Origin of the sequence: Bacillus sp. PSXD-155 (assembly GCF_049310765.1) — a bacterium.
GTDB lineage: Bacteria > Bacillota > Bacilli > Bacillales > Bacillaceae_G > Bacillus_A > Bacillus_A cereus.
On the sequence record NZ_JBMOWC010000074.1, the window covers coordinates 1 to 18,639 of the forward strand.

An 18,639-nucleotide genomic window follows, 5' to 3' on the forward strand; every position below is an offset into this window, starting at 1 on the left:
TTATCCGGTATTAGCCCCGGTTTCCCGGAGTTATCCCAGTCTTATGGGCAGGTTACCCACGTGTTACTCACCCGTCCGCCGCTAACTTCTTGAGAGCAAGCTCTCAATCCATTCGCTCGACTTGCATGTATTAGGCACGCCGCCAGCGTTCATCCTGAGCCAGGATCAAACTCTCCAATAAAGTTAGTTTGTCTAGCATCTAAAAATAAAAATTGACGTTTCACGTTGTTTGTTTCGTTCAGTTTTCAAAGAACTACTTGGTCGCTCATTTGCGACTTCCTTATGTTAACATTTCTAATTTGTAATGTCAACTAAGTTTTTCATTTCGTTTGCCGCTTTCGACGTTGTTGTCATCAGCGACTCGTATAATACTACACCTCTAAACTCTAATCGTCAATATGTTTTTCTGAAAAAATATAAAAAGACTTATTTCTTTTTAAAATAAGCCTTTTTATCATGTAACAAGCTATCGTTTATTATTTTTCTATAATAGGTAAAGAGACGATAAATCGAATAATACCCTCCTCATATTCAGCTCGAATACTACCACCTTGTAACTCAACAATACTTTTCGCAATCGCAAGCCCAATTCCAGAACCTTCTGTTACTCTACTTCGAGATTGATCTTTCTTATAGAAACGTTCAAACAAATTCGCTAACTCTTCTCTCGTAAACTCTTCACTATGATTCGCAATTACAATTTGTATATCCCTGCGCTGCCTTTGAAGAGAAACTTTTATCTCTCCATCATCTTTACTATACTTAATCGCATTCATTAGTAAATTATCAAATACACGAACCATCTTTTCCGAATCAATCGATGCATAAGCACGTTCCTCAGGAAACTTCTTAACAAACGTAAGTCCATGCTCTTCCGCCTGCGGTACTAATTCTTCTATTAATTGCTCGAGTAACTCATTCATACAAACTTCTTGTTTTTCTAATACAACTTGTTCATTTGTTAACTTCGTATACTCAAATAAATCTTCTATTAAATTCTTTAACTGCTCCGACTTTGCAAAAGCAATTCTCGTATACTCATCATGTTGTTCTTGATTTTCATATTTAGAATCTCGAAGTAATCGTAAGTAACCCATAATAGAAGTAAGTGGTGTACGTAAATCATGAGATACATTCGTAATAAGCTCATTTTTCTGCTTTTCTAATTTACGTTCTTTTTCTATATTATTCATAAGCTCTTCCGCCATATTATTAATATTCTCAGTTAAAGACGCAATCTCATCTTCACCTTTCTTCTCAATGCGGTACGCTAAGTTTCCTTTTTCTATTTCCTTTACACCTTCTGCCATTGCTTCAATCTGCTTCATCTTTCTCTTTGTTATATAGAAGAAAGAGAAAATGAATACAAGGACACCAATTAAAAATGGGAATGGTCCTTCTACTTTATAATACACTACCTCGCCTTGAGGAATCCCGCTTACAAACATATATAAGTTCTTACCTTCAATTGTAATAGGCGAGAATGTAATAAACTCTTTTCTTGATCTTTCAATATCATTATTATTTGAATAATTGATAGCAAATGAAGTCGCATTACGAATTGTATTATGCAAATTAATTTGTTCTTCTTGCGCTTGCTTCGTCTTATACAAAACTTTACCATTTTCGTCAGTAACTAATATTTTAAAGGCATCATGCCCTTGCTCTAAATTCTCATTTTCTAGTTCTATCATATTTTGTACAGCATCTAATTTATTTTCAGCAACCATCATTTCCGCTGTACTTTGAGCTTTACGATTAATTTGCTCCATACCATCTCTGTAATTAATCTCGGCATGCTGGCTAGCATCTTCAAAAATAGGTGCTACTATCTTCGTTGATACAAAGAGACCTAATAACGCACAAGCAGTAAACGCCGTAATAAGTTGAATCCTTATACTCCGTTTCACGCTCTTTATTATCTTTCCAATTAATTCTCGAATTTTCCTTACATAAGTAAACGGATTAAATATCTTTTTCAATCTTATACCCCACTCCCCATACTGTTTTTATATATCTAGGCTTCCTTGGATTCTCCTCAATCTTTTCACGTACTTTTCGGATATGCACCATTACAGTATTATCAGACTGGAAAGATCGTTCGTTCCACACCTTTTCATAAATTTGCTCCGCACTAAACACCATACCTGGATTTCTAGCTAGCAATTCTAAAATTGAAAATTCCCTCGGGGTTAGTTTCACTTCTTCTCCCTCTACAATAACTCTATGGGTCGAGATATTTATTTTCATCTCTCCAATTTCTAGCTCGTCCTCATTTTGTATAGCGAAGCCATTCATTTTCATATAACGGCGTAACTGAGATTTAATTCGTGCAATTAACTCTAATGGATTAAAGGGCTTCGTTACGTAATCATCTGCTCCTGTTGTTAATCCTAAAATCTTATCCATATCTTGCGTTTTCGCAGAAAGCATAATAATAGGCATCTCTTTCGATTCTCTTACTTTCATACACATATGAATACCATCTACTTTCGGCATCATAATATCTAATACGACTAGATGCACTTCATTTTCTTCCAGTAAACGTAGCCCTTCTTCTCCGTCCCCTGCTTGCAGTACTTTATATCCTTCATTCTTTAAATAGATTGTAATTAAATTCCGAATTTCTTTTTCATCATCTACGACAAGTATTGTTTCGTGTGCCACAATATCTCCCCCATTACTTTTTTAATCCCTAACTTCTATTATAGGAAAACTTCTGAAGAAAAACGCTCGGAAATCCTTAAGTTTTTCTGAAGACGCAAAAAAGGTCTAGACTCCCCTTAAGTCTAGACCTTTCAAAAAACCCCTTTTATTTACGAACGTAGATGAAATATAGTACGAATAAAACTCCCATAACATACATAATCGGATGAACCTCTTTACGACGACCACTCACAACCATTGTAATTGGATAGAAGATAAATCCAATCGCAATCCCAGTTGCGATACTATACGTAAGTGGCATAGAGATAATTGTAAAGAATGCTGGCACTGCAATCTCGAATTTCTTCCAATCAATTTCCCCTAAGGAAGAAACCATCAAGATTCCTACAATAATTAAAGCTGGTGCCGTTACAGCTGGCGTTACAACACTTAGTAATGGCGAGAAGAATAATGCCAGTAAGAAGAATCCTGCTGTTACAACTGCCGTAAATCCAGAACGTCCTCCTGCTGCTACCCCTGCAGAAGACTCAATGTAAGACGTTGTTGTTGATGTACCCAAGATTGCACCAATTACAGTTGCAATCGCATCTGCAAATAACGCTTTTCCTGCACGTGGTAATTTATTGTTCTTCATTAATCCTGCTTGATTCGCAACCGCTACAAGCGTACCCGCTGTATCAAAGAAATCGATAAAGAAGAACGTTATAATAACAATCCCCATTTGAACAGTGAAAATATCTCCGAAGTGCGTTAACGCAGCACCGAACGTTGGTTCTAGGCTCGGTATTGCTCCCACTACAGCTTTCGGAGTATCAATTAACCCTGTTGCCACTCCTAAGATCGCTGTAAGAATCATACCGTAAAATACTGCACCATTAACTTTCTTAATCATGAAGATAATTGTCGTAACAACCCCGAAGATTGCTAATAACGTTGTGCCCTTTGTTAAGTCCCCCAACCCAACAAGAACAGCATCATTTTTCACGATAATTCCGGCATTTTGGAATCCAAGGAAAGCAATGAATAATCCAATACCTGCTGCTACTGCAAACTTTAACTCCGATGGAATTGCATTAATGATTTTTTCACGAATACCTGAAGCAGTAAGAATAATAAAGATAATACCTGACATTAATGTTCCGGCAATGGCCGTTTGCCACGGAATACCCATCGTTAACACTGCTGTATAAGCAAAGAACGCGTTAATTCCCATACCTGGCGCTAAAGCAATTGGATACTTCGCGAAAATACCCATAATTAACGAACCGATTGCTGCCGCTAATGCCGTAGCAACGAATACTGCACCTGGATCCATCCCTGTACCTGCTGGTAACCCTTTAACATTTCCAAGCGACAGCGTAGCAGGATTGACAAACAGTACGTAAGCCATAGATAAAAATGTCGTTAATCCTGCTATGAACTCAGTCTTATAATTCGTACCGAGCTCATCAAACTGAAAATAGCGTTTCATCTTACGTTTCCCCCGTTATATGATTACTCGCCGTATTTCTCCTAGCCCTCTTTTATCCCGAGAAATAAAAAAGGCTTCCATTGCATATATACATGGAAGCGTTCTATAAACAAAGACAAGTTTCCCCTCATCTTTATATAAACGCCTCGTAGTCAAGCCATTTACGGTAGCTAGGTAGAAACTTTCGGGCCATATCCCCGATATTATACGACGGCATAATATTCACTTTTCGTTTGAATTACATACTCATATTAACTCTTGAATGTATTTTTGTCAATTTAAAAACGAACATTTTTATAAATTTTTATATTTTCGTTCGTATTAACGATGAAAACAAAAAGATCCATCTATTCATGAATGATAGATGGATCTTTTTTATTACAATACTATTCCCACTCAATAGTTGCTGGTGGCTTACTCGTTACATCATACACGATACGGTTAACGTGTTTCACTTCGTTTACGATACGTACAGAGATTTTCTCTAGTACGTCCCAAGGGATACGTGCCCAGTCAGCTGTCATACCGTCAATAGATGTTACTGCACGGATACCTACTGTGTAATCGTAAGTACGCTCGTCACCCATAACACCTACGCTACGCATACCAGGAAGTGCAGTGAAGTATTGCCAAATTTCACGGTCTAATCCCGCTTTAATAATTTCTTCACGTAAAATCGCATCAGATTCACGAACGATTTCTAATTTCTCTTCTGTGATTTCACCTAATACACGAATACCAAGACCAGGACCTGGGAATGGTTGACGCCATACGATTTCATCAGGAATTCCTAGTTCAGATCCTAATACACGTACTTCATCTTTAAATAACGTATTTAAAGGCTCAATTAATTTGAACTGCATGTCTTCTGGAAGTCCACCCACGTTATGGTGAGATTTAATTGTTTGTGCAGTTGCTGTACCACTCTCAACGATATCTGTGTAAAGTGTACCTTGTGCTAAGAAGTCCATACCTTGTAATTTAGACGCTTCATCATCGAATACGTAAATGAATTCGTTACCGATAATTTTACGTTTTTGTTCTGGATCTTCTACACCTTTTAACTTGTTCATGAAACGTTCTTGTGCATCCACTTTAATAACGTTCATATGGAAGCCTTCGCTAAATGTTTTCATAACGCCTTCTGCTTCACCTTTACGAAGTAAACCGTGGTCAACGAAAATACATGTTAACTGATCGCCGATTGCTTTATGAATTAATACTGCTACAACAGAAGAGTCTACGCCGCCACTAAGTGCACATAGTACTTTTTTGTCTCCAACAGTTTCACGAATCTTTTCTAATTCTACTTCGATAAAGTTCTCCATGTTCCATCCTTCAGAACAACCACATACGCCGAATACGAAGTTTTTAATTAAATCGTTACCGTGCTCAGAGTGACGTACTTCTGGGTGGAATTGTACACCGTATAAGTTTTTCGCTTCATTGCTCATACCAGCAATTGGGCAAGACTCACTTGTCGCGTCTACTACGAATCCTTCAGGTAAACCAGTTACTAAGTCGCCATGGCTCATCCATACAACTTGCTCTTCTGGAAGGTTCGCATATAATTTTGATTCGTTCTCTACTTTAAGAACAGCTTTTCCGTACTCACGGTGGTTGGCACGCTCTACTTTACCACCGAAGTGTTGTGTCATAAGCTGCATACCGTAACAGATACCGAAGATCGGTAAACCTAGTTCGAAGATTTTTTCATCACAATGTAATGCACCTTCACCGTATACGCTATTTGGTCCACCAGAGAAAATAATCCCTTTTGGATTCATTGCTTTAATTTCTTCTGCAGTAATTGTATGTGGATGAAGTTCACTGTATACACCGAACTCACGAATTCGACGTGCTATTAACTGATTGTATTGACTTCCAAAATCTAAAACGATAATTGTATCGTGTTGCTTCTTCAAAATAATCACCCCAACGTTAGTTCTCGTATATAAATATTTTCACCAATTTGGCGAAAAGCATTACTAATATAATAAAAAAAGCCAGTCCTCCGCCTCTAGTCTCATAACAAAGAAAAGGCAGGGGTCTGGCTTTATAAAGAAAGATAGTCTCCGCTCTTTATAAATATAAGACACACTGCCTTCATAGTCAGGTTGTTTACGGTAACCCGGTAGAGACTCTCAAACCATATCATTGAGGATATATGAAGGATCGTTTTATATTATCTTCCTAGATTCTAACAATGAAGTATCTATATGGTCAAGAGAGAAAGCGACAAAATTCTACAGAAATTCATTTCCTTTTCTAAAAAACATCCATTTCTATATAGAAATGGATGTTTTTTAGAAAAGAATTACATCATCCCACCCATGCCAGGCATTACCGGTGTAATTGATTCTAGTTTGTCAGCTACTACAGCTAAAGTCGTATCATCAGTTTCTCCCTATTTTTTACCTATCCGTATAAAAATTTCATCAACCTGTTCTAGCTCTTACGCTGGCATGAATACACACAAACAAAAGAGTTAATAGACACTATAAAAGCCTATGCAAGTTATACATAAGCTTTTTGTTATTCACGATTAGCTATTCTTCAAGTCCTAATCCTTAAAGCAATTATTAATAAGATTAAATATAATAATCAGGGTTTTCGTCCATTTTAATTAAAAATTCTTCTAAAGAATCCGCTATTTTTATGTTCTCAGAGTAGATGGGACACTGTCCTAATTCATTTTCTTCTTTAAATTTAATTGTTAAAAAGTTAAGTTCTGTTGCTTCAAAAAATACTAATGATTCATCATCATCTACATCATCTAGGTTTGGATTATATTCGTAAATATCCTGTCTTAAGCGAAAATCCGCAACTGAAATCGGGTCCATAAACCTGTTGAAAAACATTCTTTTATCAGACTTTAAAAAACCACAGCCTATTTCTTGATAAAAACGTTGCAGTTCTTTTGGGAGTTCCATTTGTAATAAGTTTTCTGCTTCATCTATCTCTTCTTGATATATAGGATAAAAAATAGGTTTTTGTTTAGAACGTACACTTCTGTCTGCTACAACATATTTTTTCAAAAAGTTAAACATAGCGTTAATACCTCCGTTATTTACTTTTTCTTAAAAATCTCTTTTGAAATACCTTCCTTGCCATGAATCCCACCTTGATGTTCAGTAGGAAATTTAGCTGGGTGTATATTCCACCACTCATGTTCTCCACCGTGTGCATTTTCAATAAAATGATGTGCATCATACGGGTCATCTACATGCCTTAGCGGTATTCCTCTTCTAGAAAGGATTTCTTCTTCATAAGTAGGCCATTTTTGATTAGTCTCCAGTTCCCACTCTTCTCTTAAATCATCTTTTAATCTACCAAATTCGCTTCTTCTTTTTGCAACTTCTTCTTTGCTTAATCGTTCATAACTATTATTTTCTATGTGTTCTTGTAGTAATTCCCTCTGTTTTTCAGGGATTTTTCTATTTGTAATTTCTTCTACTTGGCTAAGGTATTCTTGGAATCTAGGTGTATTTAAATTACCAGGGTCAGCAAACATAAATGTATTTCGTGCTTCTTCTAAAGAATTAAAAGAAGTTTTTGGAACATCTCTAAAATCACCAACATATGCAAAGGGGTCTCTCATTTTTAATTTATTTGAAAAATGAGAAATACTCTGTTCTGCTTTTATCCCTAATGTAGTCACTTTCCCTACTCTGCTTATTCCTTTATCCCCAACCCATCCCAATCCAAGTCCCATAAAAATACTTGTGCCCCATTTTGTACGACTTTCCGCATCACCATGCCAAAAATCATTCATAAATGAATCCGAAACAGTATTCCAAGCAGTAGAAACTGTCTCTATAGGGTGACCTATAGCATACTTAACATTTTCCTTTGCTACTGTATCATCTAATGAATCAAATCCTTCTACAAGCTACCCAATAACTTGCCCAGAGCCAACGTATATACCATCCCAAATTTTTCTCAGCATAGATTTTTCAGGGGGTTTGTCGCCCATTGCTCCTGCTTCTATCTTTTCATTAGATAAACTTCCATCAACTAAATTACCATCATAAAGTTCATCAGCATTACGAAACTTTTCAGCAGCATGCATTAGTTCTTCTGCAATCTTATCAAATTCCCTAAACACATTAAACATTTGAGGTTTTGTTTCATTAAGCATCTGATAAAATCTTTGACTCGTTGCACCATTCCACATTGAAGCTACGTATTCCGTTTGGTTATATAAATCTTTATGTATTTGTTCTAACCTATTTTTAGTTTCAAGAACAAGCTTTGCTGACTGTTCTAGCCGTTCTGGCGTAACCTTTATTTGCGTCATGCTACCCCTTCTCCATACAATATTTTACACAAAAATTATATCACGTGAAGCTATTTCACCGTACTAAATATTCGGAATTTACTACCAAAAAATTATCCCCCCCTTTTTAAGAAGTTGAAACGCCGCTGTCTAAATAAACACGCGAATCCTATCAAAATATATCTTCTCTTATTAACTTTCTCTTTGCAAAATCAAGTATCCCTCTCACTTTTTCAGGATGATTTATTCCACGTAAATGCCCAAATACACTGTAACTTCGTATTTATTGTTTTAGCTGTATTACCTTTATCTTGGAATAACGTACATAGCTTTTCACATAAAGAGTTTTAATTTCTTCAACATTCAAAATGTCATTATCGTGACAGTAATTGATAAAACTACCTAATAGAACCTCATAATTTTGATATTTACCCTCGTTATATTCCCGAACTTACGGTCTTCAAGAAATTCCTTTTATGCAATTTTAAAAAACATAAAAAAGACTACCTCCTCTCATCAAGGAAGTAGCCTTCTTCTAATTAACTATTTATACATTGCACAGCTTCACAGAGTGATGCTTATTACATCATTCCGCCCATACCGCCCATGCCCATGCCGCCCATGTCAGGCATTGCTGGTGCATTTGGTTCTGGCTTGTCAGCTACTACAGCTTCAGTTGTTAAGAACATAGCTGCAACAGATGCTGCGTTTTGAAGTGCAGAACGAGTTACTTTAGCTGGATCTACGATACCAGACTCAAGCATGTTAACCCATTCGCCAGTAGCTGCGTTGAAACCAACGCCTACTTTTTCGCCTTTTAGACGCTCGACAACTACAGATCCTTCTAGACCAGCGTTGATTGCGATTTGACGAACTGGCTCTTCTAGTGCGCGAAGTACGATGTTGATACCTGTTGCTTCGTCGCCTTCAGCTACGATAGAAGCTACTTTCGTGTATACGTTCATAAGTGAAGTACCACCACCTGCAACGATACCTTCTTCTACTGCTGCACGAGTTGAGTTAAGTGCATCTTCAATGCGAAGTTTGCGCTCTTTCAACTCAGTTTCAGTTGCTGCACCTACTTTAATTACCGCTACGCCACCTGCTAGTTTAGCAAGACGCTCTTGTAATTTTTCACGATCGAATTCAGAAGTCGTTTCTTCTAATTGCGCACGAATTTGACCGATGCGAGCTGCGATTTGCTCTGTATTTCCAATACCTTCAACTACAGTTGTGTTTTCTTTTGTAACAACAACTTTACCAGCGCGTCCTAAAGATTCAACTGTAGCAGATTTTAAGTCACGACCTAATTCTTCAGTGATTACTTCGCCACCAGTTAAGATTGCGATATCTTCTAGCATTGCTTTACGACGGTCACCAAATCCAGGAGCTTTAACAGCTACTACATTGAATGTACCACGAAGTTTGTTCACTACTAATGTAGCTAAAGCTTCGCCTTCTACATCTTCAGCAATGATAAGAAGTGGTTTACCTTGTTGTACCACTTGCTCTAATACTGGTAAGATTTCTTGAATGTTAGAAATCTTTTTGTCAGTAATTAAGATATATGGGTTATCAAGAACTGCTTCCATTTTGTCAGAATCAGTAATCATGTAAGGAGATGCATATCCACGATCAAATTGCATACCTTCTACTACGTCTAATTCTGTTGTGAATCCTTTAGACTCTTCTAAAGTAATAACGCCGTCGTTACCAACGCGCTCCATTGCTTCAGCGATTAATTGACCTACTTCTTCGTCAGCTGCAGAAATAGCAGCTACTTGTGCGATAGAAGATTTGCCTTCGATTGGTTTAGAAATCGTTTTTAATTCTTCAATTGCAGCAGTAACAGCTTTTTCGATACCTTTACGAAGACCCATTGGGTTAGCACCAGCTGTTACGTTTTTAAGACCTTCACGAATCATAGCTTGCGCTAATACAGTTGCAGTTGTTGTTCCGTCACCAGCTACATCATTTGTTTTGCTAGCAACTTCTGCTACTAATTTTGCACCCATGTTTTCGAATGCATCTTCTAATTCGATTTCTTTTGCGATTGTTACACCATCATTTGTAATAAGTGGTGAACCGAATTTTTTCTCAAGTACAACGTTACGACCTTTTGGTCCAAGTGTTACTTTTACTGCGTTTGCAAGAGTGTCGACACCGCGAAGCATCGAACGACGTGCTTCTTCACTAAATTTAATATCTTTTGCCATAATAATTGACCCCCTTGGATTTTTTAAGATTTATATAATTAACCGATAACTGCTAAAATGTCACTTTCACGTAAAATCAAGTAGTCTGTACCTTCATATTTCACTTCAGTACCTGCATATTTTGAGAAGATGATAAGATCACCTGCTGCTACCTCTAAAGCAACACGCTCACCATTTTCAAGCACTCGACCAGTACCTACTGCAACAACTTTACCCTCTTGTGGTTTTTCTTTTGCGGTATCTGGTAATACGATACCACTTGCTGTTTTTTCTTCTGCTTGAACAAGCTCAATTACAACGCGATCACCTAATGGCTTTAGCATGAACAATAACCTCCTCATTTTGTTATGTAAATTTTATTTATTAGCACTCAAGTCATCCGAGTGCTAACACACTTATAATAATAAATAATCTCAATTTCTTTTGCAAGTAAAAAAATCATAATTTTTTCGCAAATTACTATATAAACTTTCTATATAGAATACTGCCTTTACTATATGAATCGTTGTTTCCCCAACTCGTATGTTACAATATGAAAGACACCCTAAGTTGTTTTCGCTAAACGCACAACTTTTTCCTGTCTCTTACTTCAATTTCAAATATGTATTTACAAAAAAATCACAATTCGGATGAAAGTTTATATCGTAGATAACATATTTACATGTTATCCTACCTCATCTCATACACTAGAGTTAGAAAGGATGGTTAAACCATTTGAAGAAACAATACTGGTGGATTATCGTTACATACATTTTAATGCAGTTATCTGGCGTTGTTGGATTACCACTTCTCCTAAAAACAGGACTCTATGATAATAGAGGATTTACCATTGAAGAAAAAGGACAAATTATAACGGGACACTGGGCAATCATTAGCTTCTTTATTGCATTATGTATCGTGCTTTGGTTACTTAGAACAGATATTCGTGACAGGCATTTAGATCCAATGCGCTCTTCTGTTCCAGCTACTATTGGATGGATTTTCATCGGGTTCTTCTTAGCAATCATCTCACAATCCATTGCAGGTATGATTGAAATGTATGTATTTGGGGTTCCACGTGGATCTGAGAATACAGACAGACTGATGGACATCGCAAGAACGATACCTTGGTTCCTTATTGTCGTATCTATAATTGGACCTATCTTAGAAGAAATCGTATTTAGAAAAATTTTATTTGGTACACTTTATAAGAAGTTTAACTTCTTTATCGCAGCTATCATTAGTTCGCTTGTATTTGCAGCAATCCATTTTGATTTTACTCACTTATTGGTATACACTGCTATGGGGCTCGTATTCGCCTTCTTATATGTGAAGACGAAGCGTATTATCGTTCCGATTGCAGCTCATGTTGCGATGAATACATTAGTCGCTATTGGGCAAATTTTTATGAGCAATGAGCAAATTCAAGAAATGATTAAAGAAGCTGAAAAAATGCAAGGCTTTATCGGAGGATTTTTTGTATGAGAAACTCACCATTGTTCATGGCTGCACTATACTTCCTTCTTGGATGTATCTTTACACGCTTCGCCATTACGAACGTGACAGATACAATCTGGAATGTGTGGACAATACTATTTGCAGTTATGGCAACAATTGATTTTAATTTGGCACTTCGCCTTATATTAGTTAAATTCACAAAGAAGAAACAATAATAAAACGCAGAGGTTGCTTCCTCTGCGTTTTATTGTGGATAGTTTTTCAAAAAGTAAACTAATGTTTGTAACTCTACAGCTAAATCAATATGATGAATTCTAATATTCTCTGATACGTTTAATCGCGCTGGTGTGAAATTCAAAATACCATGCACGCTCGTCTCAGCTAATCTATCTGCTACAGCTTGTGCTACTGTAGCCGGTACTGTTAATATTGCCACTTGTATATCATTTGATAATCTCTCTTCTAATTCATCTAAATGGTATACAGGAATGCCCCCGATTTCTGTTCCAACTTTCTCTTCACTAACATCAAATGCCATTTCAATTTTTGTATTATTGTTTTTCGTGAAATTATAATGTAAGAAAGCGGTCCCTAAATTACCTACTCCAATAAGTGCTACACGCGTTATATCATCTTGATCAAGTGTTTCGCGGAAAAATGATAATAAATAATTTACGTTATATCCATATCCCTTTTTCCCTAACGCTCCAAAATACGAAAAATCTCTTCGTATTGTTGCGGAATCTACTTTTACCGCTTCACTCAATTCGGCCGATGAAACACGCTGCTTACCAGAAAGAGATAAGTTTTGGATAAATCGATAGTATAGAGGCAATCTTTTAGCAGTGGCTTGTGGAATCTTTTGCTGATCCATATGACCTCTCCTCTCTTCCTATCTTTATTCATATACTTTAATCAAATACAGAAGTTTAGCACTCATTAAATTCCTTGTATAATAAAGAGAAGAAGTATTCTCTCTTATTTTAAACTATACACTATTTTTAGTATGATTGAGAAATATAAACATGGCAAAGTTAAGAAATTATTTGAGGTGAAAACATTGATTTTATTACAAGTAAATGGACTTTCGAAATTATACGGTGCAGAAACAATTCTTGCAAACATAAAATTGGAAGTACAAACAAAAGATCGTATCGCATTAGTTGGAAGGAATGGAGCTGGAAAATCTACATTATTAAAAATTATCGCTGGTGAATTATCACATGATGGTGGCGAAATTATAAAACCGAAAGATGTCTCAATCGGGTATTTAGCTCAAAATACCGGCCTAGAAACGTCTTTAACAATTTGGGATGAAATGCTAACCGTCTTTACCCACTTACAGCAAATGGAGACAAAACTTCGAAGGCTTGAGCAAGAAATGGGAAAAGAAGAAAACTTTTCAAACGAAGCTATATATGAAAGATTGTTAGCTGATTATGACCAATTGCAACTCAATTATAAAGATCAAGGTGGATATCAATATGAAGCGGATATTCGCTCCATTTTAAGCGGCCTTGGCTTCCCAGTTGAAACGCACCAGACGACGATTTCTACTTTAAGCGGTGGGCAAAAAACAAGATTAGCTCTCGGAAAATTATTATTAACAAAACCAGACTTACTTATTTTGGACGAGCCTACAAACCATTTAGACATCGAAACATTAACATGGCTTGAGCAATATTTACAAGGTTATCCTGGCGCAATATTAATCGTTTCACATGACCGTTATTTCTTAGACAAACTTGTTACACAAGTATATGAAATTTCGAATAAAGAAAGCAGACGATTTGTTGGTAACTACAGTAAATATTTAGACTTAAAATCAGCATTATATGAGCAAGAAATGAAACGTTACGAAAAACAACAAGATGAAATCGCAAAACTTGAGGACTTCGTTCAAAAGAATATAGCTCGCGCCTCTACAACGAAACGTGCTCAAAGTCGCCGTAAACAACTAGACAGAATGGAATTATTAACGAGACCATTAGGGGATTCTAAGTCAGCATCATTCCACTTCGATATTGAAAAGCAAAGTGGAAATGATGTTTTACAAGTAAAGGATGCAACCATTGGCTATGATGAGGACCCTATAATTGAAAACGTAACTATGCGCTTAACTCGCGGAGATAGTGTTGCTTTAGTTGGTCCAAACGGAATTGGGAAATCCACATTATTAAAATCTATTGTGAATAAGTTACCACTATTAAATGGTGATGTTTCTTTCGGATCAAATGTATCTGTTGGTTATTATGATCAAGAACAAGCAAACTTAACATCTTCTAAACGGGTTTTAAATGAACTATGGGATGAATATCCACTGCAACCTGAAAAAGAAATCCGTACTATACTCGGGAACTTTTTATTTACAGGAGATGATGTACTGAAACCAGTATCTTCCCTTAGTGGTGGACAAAAAGCTCGATTAGCTCTTGCGAAACTTATGATGCAAAAGTCAAATTTATTAATTCTGGATGAGCCTACGAACCACCTTGATTTAAATAGTAAAGAGATTTTAGAGAATGCTTTAATTGATTATCCAGGGACTCTTCTATTCGTCTCACATGATCGCTACTTCATTAACCGTGTAACAACGACTGTGGTTGAGTTATCAACAGAAGGTGCACAGGAATATTTAGGGGATTACGATTACTATGTGGAGAAGAAAAATGAAATGATTGAACGCGCAGCATTTGAACAACTTGAACAGCAAGAAAATCAGGCACCTGTTCAAAAAACTGTAGCTCAAGAAAAATTAAATTATCTCGAAGAAAAAGAGCGTAAACAATTAGAACGTCAACGCACTCGAAAAATTGAAGAACTAGAACAAAACATCGTAAACTTAGAAGAAGAAATTGCTACGTTAGAAGATCAACTTTGCTTACCAGAAATATATGCAGATTATGAAAAAGCGAGTGAAATTACAACTAAAAAACAAACGCTACAAGAACAACTTGAAACTTGTATGGCAGAGTGGGAAGAGCTGCATGTATAAGAGTATTTAAATAAGGAAGATGTCTCATCAGTCATGATTTTTGACTATGTGACATCTTTTTTCTTTAAGTACATAAATAATTTTTTGAATATATCAATGGTAACTCGGAATATATCAACCAATTTTCAAATACATCTATCGTCACCCTATATATATAAACGATTCGACACGAAATATCGATTTATCGACAAGGATTGACAATATCAGCACCCTCTATAATAGAAGGATATTTCAAAATGTTTTTCAGGGATATCTTCTTACTTTTTATTTCCCGAAAAACAATATATTCAAAGGTCAGACTTCATCTAGTTTATCCACAAACTTATACACATATCCACCTTTATAAAATAGCTAACAAAACAACTTTTCCACATTATCCACAACTAACAAAAAAGATATCAACACTTTATATACACAACAAAACCCACATTATCAACAGATAATATGGGTTTTATCCACAAGCTGTGGTTAATTATGTGCATAACTATGCTTCAATATCTAATCCTGGATTCGCATTTAAGGCTAATGTTGCACGCTTGCCTTGTTCATACGCAATTGTCCCTGCCGCTGCAATCATTGCTGCATTATCTGTGCATAAAGATAGCGGTGGAATAATTAGTTCAATGTTTTCTTTTTGTGCAAATTCTTCTTCTAATCGCGCACGAAGTCCTTTATTAGCAGCTACTCCACCAGCAAGAAGTAATTGCTTTACATTATAAGCCTCTGCTGCACGAGCTGCTTTCGTTACAAGTACATCTATTACACTTTCTTGGAAACTTGCCGCTAAATCTTCTGGTTTAATTTCTATACCACGTTGTTTCGCGTTATGCACAGTGTTGATAACTGCTGATTTCAATCCACTAAAGCTAAAATCATATGAATTCGGTTCTAGCCATGCACGAGGCAAATCAATTGTTGGTTCTCCTTCATGTGCAAGACGATCAATATGAGGACCACCTGGATATGGCATAGATAACGTACGAGCTACTTTATCATATGCTTCTCCAGCTGCATCATCTCGCGTTTCACCAATTACTTCAAATGAACCATGTTCTTTCATATAAACAAGTTCTGTATGCCCACCAGATACAACAAGTGATAATAACGGGAATTGAACTTCTTTTACTAAACGGTTCGCATAAATATGGCCAGCAATATGATGAACACCGACTAGCGGAATATCATGTGCAAAAGCTACTGCCTTCGCTGCATTTACCCCAATTAAAAGTGCTCCTACTAAACCAGGCCCTTCTGTTACAGCAATTGCATCAATATCATCAAATGTGATATTTGCTTCTTTTAAAGCTTCTTCTAACACAACTGTAATTTCTTCTACATGATGACGGGATGCAATCTCTGGTACAACCCCGCCAAAACGTTTATGACTTTCGATTTGTGATGCAACGACATTCGCAATAATTTCCGTTCCATTTTTAACAACCGCTACAGCTGTTTCATCACAGCTTGTTTCAATCCCAAGTATAATCGTATTTTTTTCCATTATATATTCACCCACATTACAAGACCATCTTCCTGATTGTCTGCATAGTATCGTTTACGAATTCCACCATTTTGAAATCCGTATTTTTTGTACAACTGCTTTGCTACTTCATTTGATACACGTACTTCAAGCGTCATTGTTTTTACCCCTAGTTCTTTCGCTTCTGAAATAACTGCTTTCAATAAGGCATCTCCTAATTTTTGACCTCGGTATTCTGGCAAAATAGCTATATTTGTTATATGTGATTCATCAATAATTATCCACAATCCACAATATCCGATTACACGACCATCTTTTTCTAACACAATATAATGTGCATGTTCATTCATCGTTAATTCACGGTGAAAGGCATCTGCAGTCCAAGGAGTTGAAAAAGACACTTCTTCAATAGCTACAATTTGAGCAATATCATCAAGTTCCATCTTTCTAAATATCATATCCATCTTCTGCAAGGCCCCTACTTGTTTTGACTTTCTAACCACTTTGTTTCAGCTTCAGCTAAACGAAGATAGCTCGGAACAAACGTATGCACATCTTGTTCTTCTTTTTGTAACCCTAAGAATGCTAGCTCACTTGGTCTTGGATTATTTTTAGTAAACGGAGCGAATACAGCTTGATCACCTAAATGTTCTATAATTATTTCTTTATGCAATTTAACATCATTACCGATAAATAAAACAGGCTGTCCTTTATCTTTTAACATTTGCAACCAGTCCACAATAAGAATAATTCGGTCTTCTTCTATTGAAGTTAACTGCTCTCCTTCATATGTATATAATCCAGTATAGATTTGCCCACGTCTTCCATCAAATAAAGGACAAATTAATCCATTAAAGTTAACACCGTTTGCAGCTACTACCTCTAAACTTGATACACCTACAATTGGTATTTGAAGTGACCAAGCTAATGTTTTTGCCGCTGTCACGCCTATGCGAACACCTGTATATGATCCAGGTCCAGCAGCTACTACGATTTTAGTTAATTCCTTCGGTTTTACACCACATTCTTTTAACAGTTGCTCTACAGCTGGCATAAGACGTACAGAATGGTTTTTCGTCAAATTTGTAATGATTTCCCCAATCACGTTTCCTTCCTCAATAAGGGATACACCCATTACGTAATTTGAAGTATCAATTGCTAGTACTTTCATCTTGTAATAGCTCCTCACATAATCTAATATAGCGATCTCCAATTGGCTCGAGTATAATTTTTCTTGTGTCATCTCCCGCATGGAATAAACTAATTTGTAACTTTTCATTCGGTAAATATGCTTCTATTAAATGAGCCCATTCCACTACCGTAATTCCTTCACCGTAGAAATACTCATCAAAGCCTAAGTCCTCTTCGCTTTCTGCTAAGCGATACACATCCATATGATATAGTGGTAATCTTCCTTTATATTCTTTAATAATATTAAAGGTAGGACTATTTACAACTCTTTTCACTCCAAGACCTTTTGCTAGCCCCTTTGTAAAAGTCGTCTTCCCAGCTCCAAGATCTCCTTCTAAAATAATTACATCTTGTGCCTCTACGAGTTCACCTAGTTTTTCTGATAACCTTTGTGTTTCCGCAGAAGATTTTGTTGTTACTTCATATTTGCTCACAGACTTCACCTACTTTACTCACAATGTTCTCTGCTCTTTATTATACAGGTTTTGAATATATAAAAAAGTCCTTAGGAGTTGTCCTAAGGATAGTTTGACTGTCTTTATTAGTTTTTTGTTAAAACAAATAAAAAAATACGAAACAATTTGTTTCGTTCTTTTCTTTATATAAAATGGCGGTCCCGACCGGGGTCGAACCGGCGATCTCCTGCGTGACAGGCAGGCATGTTAACCACTACACCACGGGACCATTTGGTTGCGGGGACAGGATTTGAACCTGCGACCTTCGGGTTATGAGCCCGACGAGCTACCGTACTGCTCCACCCCGCGATGATATAAATAGCTTGGCGACGTCCTACTCTCACAGGGACAAGGTCCCAACTACCATCGGCGCTAGAGAGCTTAACTTCCGTGTTCGGTATGGGAACGGGTGTGACCTCTCTGCCATCATCACCAAACTATGAAGGCA

At 36.6% G+C, this 18,639-nt stretch carries 15 protein-coding genes, 2 tRNA genes, 2 rRNA genes, 1 pseudogene and 2 riboswitches; of the genes and pseudogenes, 3 read left to right on the top strand and 17 right to left on the bottom strand.

The window, feature by feature from the left end:
• The 9 genes and pseudogenes from ACO6VI_RS30660 to groES form a co-directional block, all read right to left on the bottom strand.
• A 16S ribosomal RNA gene (locus tag ACO6VI_RS30660) occupies window positions 1-181 on the bottom strand; the annotation flags it as partial.
• 295 nt (window positions 182-476) lie between these two features.
• On the bottom strand, window positions 477-1,982 hold the full coding sequence (locus ACO6VI_RS30665; protein WP_422424958.1) for a HAMP domain-containing sensor histidine kinase: 1,506 nt from the start codon (window positions 1,980-1,982) through the stop codon (window positions 477-479).
• The gene (locus tag ACO6VI_RS30670; protein WP_095691512.1) at window positions 1,966-2,667 is read right to left on the bottom strand and encodes a response regulator transcription factor; all 702 of its coding nucleotides are present in this window, start codon (window positions 2,665-2,667) and stop codon (window positions 1,966-1,968) included. Before ACO6VI_RS30670 ends, ACO6VI_RS30665 begins: the two co-directional genes overlap by 17 nt.
• 145 nt (window positions 2,668-2,812) lie before the next feature.
• A complete protein-coding gene (locus tag ACO6VI_RS30675) occupies window positions 2,813-4,138 on the bottom strand; it encodes an NCS2 family permease (protein WP_000833094.1) in 1,326 nt (441 codons plus the stop codon).
• 129 nt (window positions 4,139-4,267) lie between these two features.
• Window positions 4,268-4,369: riboswitch (purine riboswitch) on the bottom strand.
• Between the two features lie 155 nt (window positions 4,370-4,524).
• On the bottom strand, window positions 4,525-6,063 hold the full coding sequence (gene guaA / locus ACO6VI_RS30680) for a glutamine-hydrolyzing GMP synthase (RefSeq protein WP_000743908.1): 1,539 nt from the start codon (window positions 6,061-6,063) through the stop codon (window positions 4,525-4,527).
• A 164-nt stretch (window positions 6,064-6,227) separates the two neighbouring features.
• A riboswitch (purine riboswitch) is annotated at window positions 6,228-6,329 on the bottom strand.
• Window positions 6,330-6,729: 400 nt separating this feature from the next.
• The gene (locus ACO6VI_RS30685; RefSeq protein WP_000481695.1) at window positions 6,730-7,188 is read right to left on the bottom strand and encodes an SMI1/KNR4 family protein; all 459 of its coding nucleotides are present in this window, start codon (window positions 7,186-7,188) and stop codon (window positions 6,730-6,732) included.
• Window positions 7,189-7,208: 20 nt separating this feature from the next.
• Window positions 7,209-8,438: pseudogene (locus ACO6VI_RS30690) on the bottom strand (WXG100 family type VII secretion target).
• Between the two features lie 560 nt (window positions 8,439-8,998).
• Entirely contained in the window at window positions 8,999-10,633 is a 1,635-nt protein-coding gene (gene groL / locus ACO6VI_RS30695; protein WP_001029992.1) for a chaperonin GroEL, read from the bottom strand.
• 38 nt (window positions 10,634-10,671) lie between these two features.
• Window positions 10,672-10,956, bottom strand: coding sequence for a co-chaperone GroES (groES, locus tag ACO6VI_RS30700; RefSeq protein WP_000917311.1), 285 nt, complete (start codon window positions 10,954-10,956; stop codon window positions 10,672-10,674).
• 391 nt (window positions 10,957-11,347) lie between these two features.
• On the opposite strand from groES, the gene ACO6VI_RS30705 reads away from it, so the two are divergent.
• Entirely contained in the window at window positions 11,348-12,097 is a 750-nt protein-coding gene (locus tag ACO6VI_RS30705; protein ID WP_000745323.1) for a CPBP family intramembrane glutamic endopeptidase, read from the top strand.
• The gene (locus tag ACO6VI_RS30710) at window positions 12,094-12,285 is read left to right on the top strand and encodes a YdiK family protein (protein WP_001246204.1); all 192 of its coding nucleotides are present in this window, start codon (window positions 12,094-12,096) and stop codon (window positions 12,283-12,285) included. The genes ACO6VI_RS30705 and ACO6VI_RS30710 overlap by 4 nt, the downstream gene beginning before the upstream one ends.
• A 29-nt stretch (window positions 12,286-12,314) precedes the next feature.
• Here the strand turns inward: ACO6VI_RS30710 and ACO6VI_RS30715 are convergent, their stop codons facing one another.
• A complete protein-coding gene (locus ACO6VI_RS30715) occupies window positions 12,315-12,944 on the bottom strand; it encodes a redox-sensing transcriptional repressor Rex (protein ID WP_000372699.1) in 630 nt (209 codons plus the stop codon).
• Between the two features lie 186 nt (window positions 12,945-13,130).
• Between ACO6VI_RS30715 and ACO6VI_RS30720 the strand changes: the two genes are divergently transcribed.
• The gene (locus ACO6VI_RS30720) at window positions 13,131-15,065 is read left to right on the top strand and encodes an ABC-F family ATP-binding cassette domain-containing protein (protein ID WP_217810011.1); all 1,935 of its coding nucleotides are present in this window, start codon (window positions 13,131-13,133) and stop codon (window positions 15,063-15,065) included.
• 484 nt (window positions 15,066-15,549) lie between these two features.
• Here the strand turns inward: ACO6VI_RS30720 and tsaD are convergent, their stop codons facing one another.
• From tsaD to rrf, 7 genes are all read right to left on the bottom strand, one after another.
• Window positions 15,550-16,566 carry a tRNA (adenosine(37)-N6)-threonylcarbamoyltransferase complex transferase subunit TsaD gene (gene tsaD / locus ACO6VI_RS30725; RefSeq protein ID WP_000414595.1) on the bottom strand — a complete coding sequence of 339 codons (1,017 nt, stop codon included), beginning with the start codon at window positions 16,564-16,566 and terminating at the stop codon, window positions 15,550-15,552.
• Window positions 16,566-17,009: a ribosomal protein S18-alanine N-acetyltransferase gene (gene rimI, locus ACO6VI_RS30730; RefSeq protein ID WP_000367207.1), complete on the bottom strand. Its 444-nt coding sequence runs from the start codon at window positions 17,007-17,009 to the stop codon at window positions 16,566-16,568. Before rimI ends, tsaD begins: the two co-directional genes overlap by 1 nt.
• A gap of 14 nt (window positions 17,010-17,023) precedes the next feature.
• A complete protein-coding gene (gene tsaB / locus ACO6VI_RS30735) occupies window positions 17,024-17,716 on the bottom strand; it encodes a tRNA (adenosine(37)-N6)-threonylcarbamoyltransferase complex dimerization subunit type 1 TsaB (RefSeq protein ID WP_023520858.1) in 693 nt (230 codons plus the stop codon).
• Entirely contained in the window at window positions 17,697-18,170 is a 474-nt protein-coding gene (gene tsaE, locus ACO6VI_RS30740; RefSeq protein ID WP_000049640.1) for a tRNA (adenosine(37)-N6)-threonylcarbamoyltransferase complex ATPase subunit type 1 TsaE, read from the bottom strand. The genes tsaB and tsaE overlap by 20 nt, the downstream gene beginning before the upstream one ends.
• A gap of 174 nt (window positions 18,171-18,344) precedes the next feature.
• Window positions 18,345-18,420: transfer RNA gene (locus ACO6VI_RS30745), tRNA-Asp, on the bottom strand.
• A gap of 3 nt (window positions 18,421-18,423) precedes the next feature.
• A tRNA-Met gene (locus tag ACO6VI_RS30750) sits at window positions 18,424-18,500 on the bottom strand.
• Between the two features lie 12 nt (window positions 18,501-18,512).
• Window positions 18,513-18,628 (bottom strand): 5S ribosomal RNA (gene rrf / locus ACO6VI_RS30755).
• Window positions 18,629-18,639 lie beyond the last annotated feature (11 nt).

Bases quoted from the DNA above. Each gene is read 5' to 3' on its own strand.
- tsaB (WP_023520858.1), bottom strand. From the start codon at position 17,716: ATGAAAGTACTAGCAATTGATACTTCAAATTACGTAATGGGTGTATCC.
- ACO6VI_RS30685 (WP_000481695.1), bottom strand. From the start codon at position 7,188: ATGTTTAACTTTTTGAAAAAATATGTTGTAGCAGACAGAAGTGTACGT.
- groES (WP_000917311.1), bottom strand. From the start codon at position 10,956: ATGCTAAAGCCATTAGGTGATCGCGTTGTAATTGAGCTTGTTCAAGCA.
- groL (WP_001029992.1), bottom strand. From the start codon at position 10,633: ATGGCAAAAGATATTAAATTTAGTGAAGAAGCACGTCGTTCGATGCTT.
- rimI (WP_000367207.1), bottom strand. From the start codon at position 17,009: ATGGATATGATATTTAGAAAGATGGAACTTGATGATATTGCTCAAATT.
- ACO6VI_RS30710 (WP_001246204.1), top strand. From the start codon at position 12,094: ATGAGAAACTCACCATTGTTCATGGCTGCACTATACTTCCTTCTTGGA.
- ACO6VI_RS30675 (WP_000833094.1), bottom strand. From the start codon at position 4,138: ATGAAACGCTATTTTCAGTTTGATGAGCTCGGTACGAATTATAAGACT.
- tsaD (WP_000414595.1), bottom strand. From the start codon at position 16,566: ATGGAAAAAAATACGATTATACTTGGGATTGAAACAAGCTGTGATGAA.
- ACO6VI_RS30715 (WP_000372699.1), bottom strand. From the start codon at position 12,944: ATGGATCAGCAAAAGATTCCACAAGCCACTGCTAAAAGATTGCCTCTA.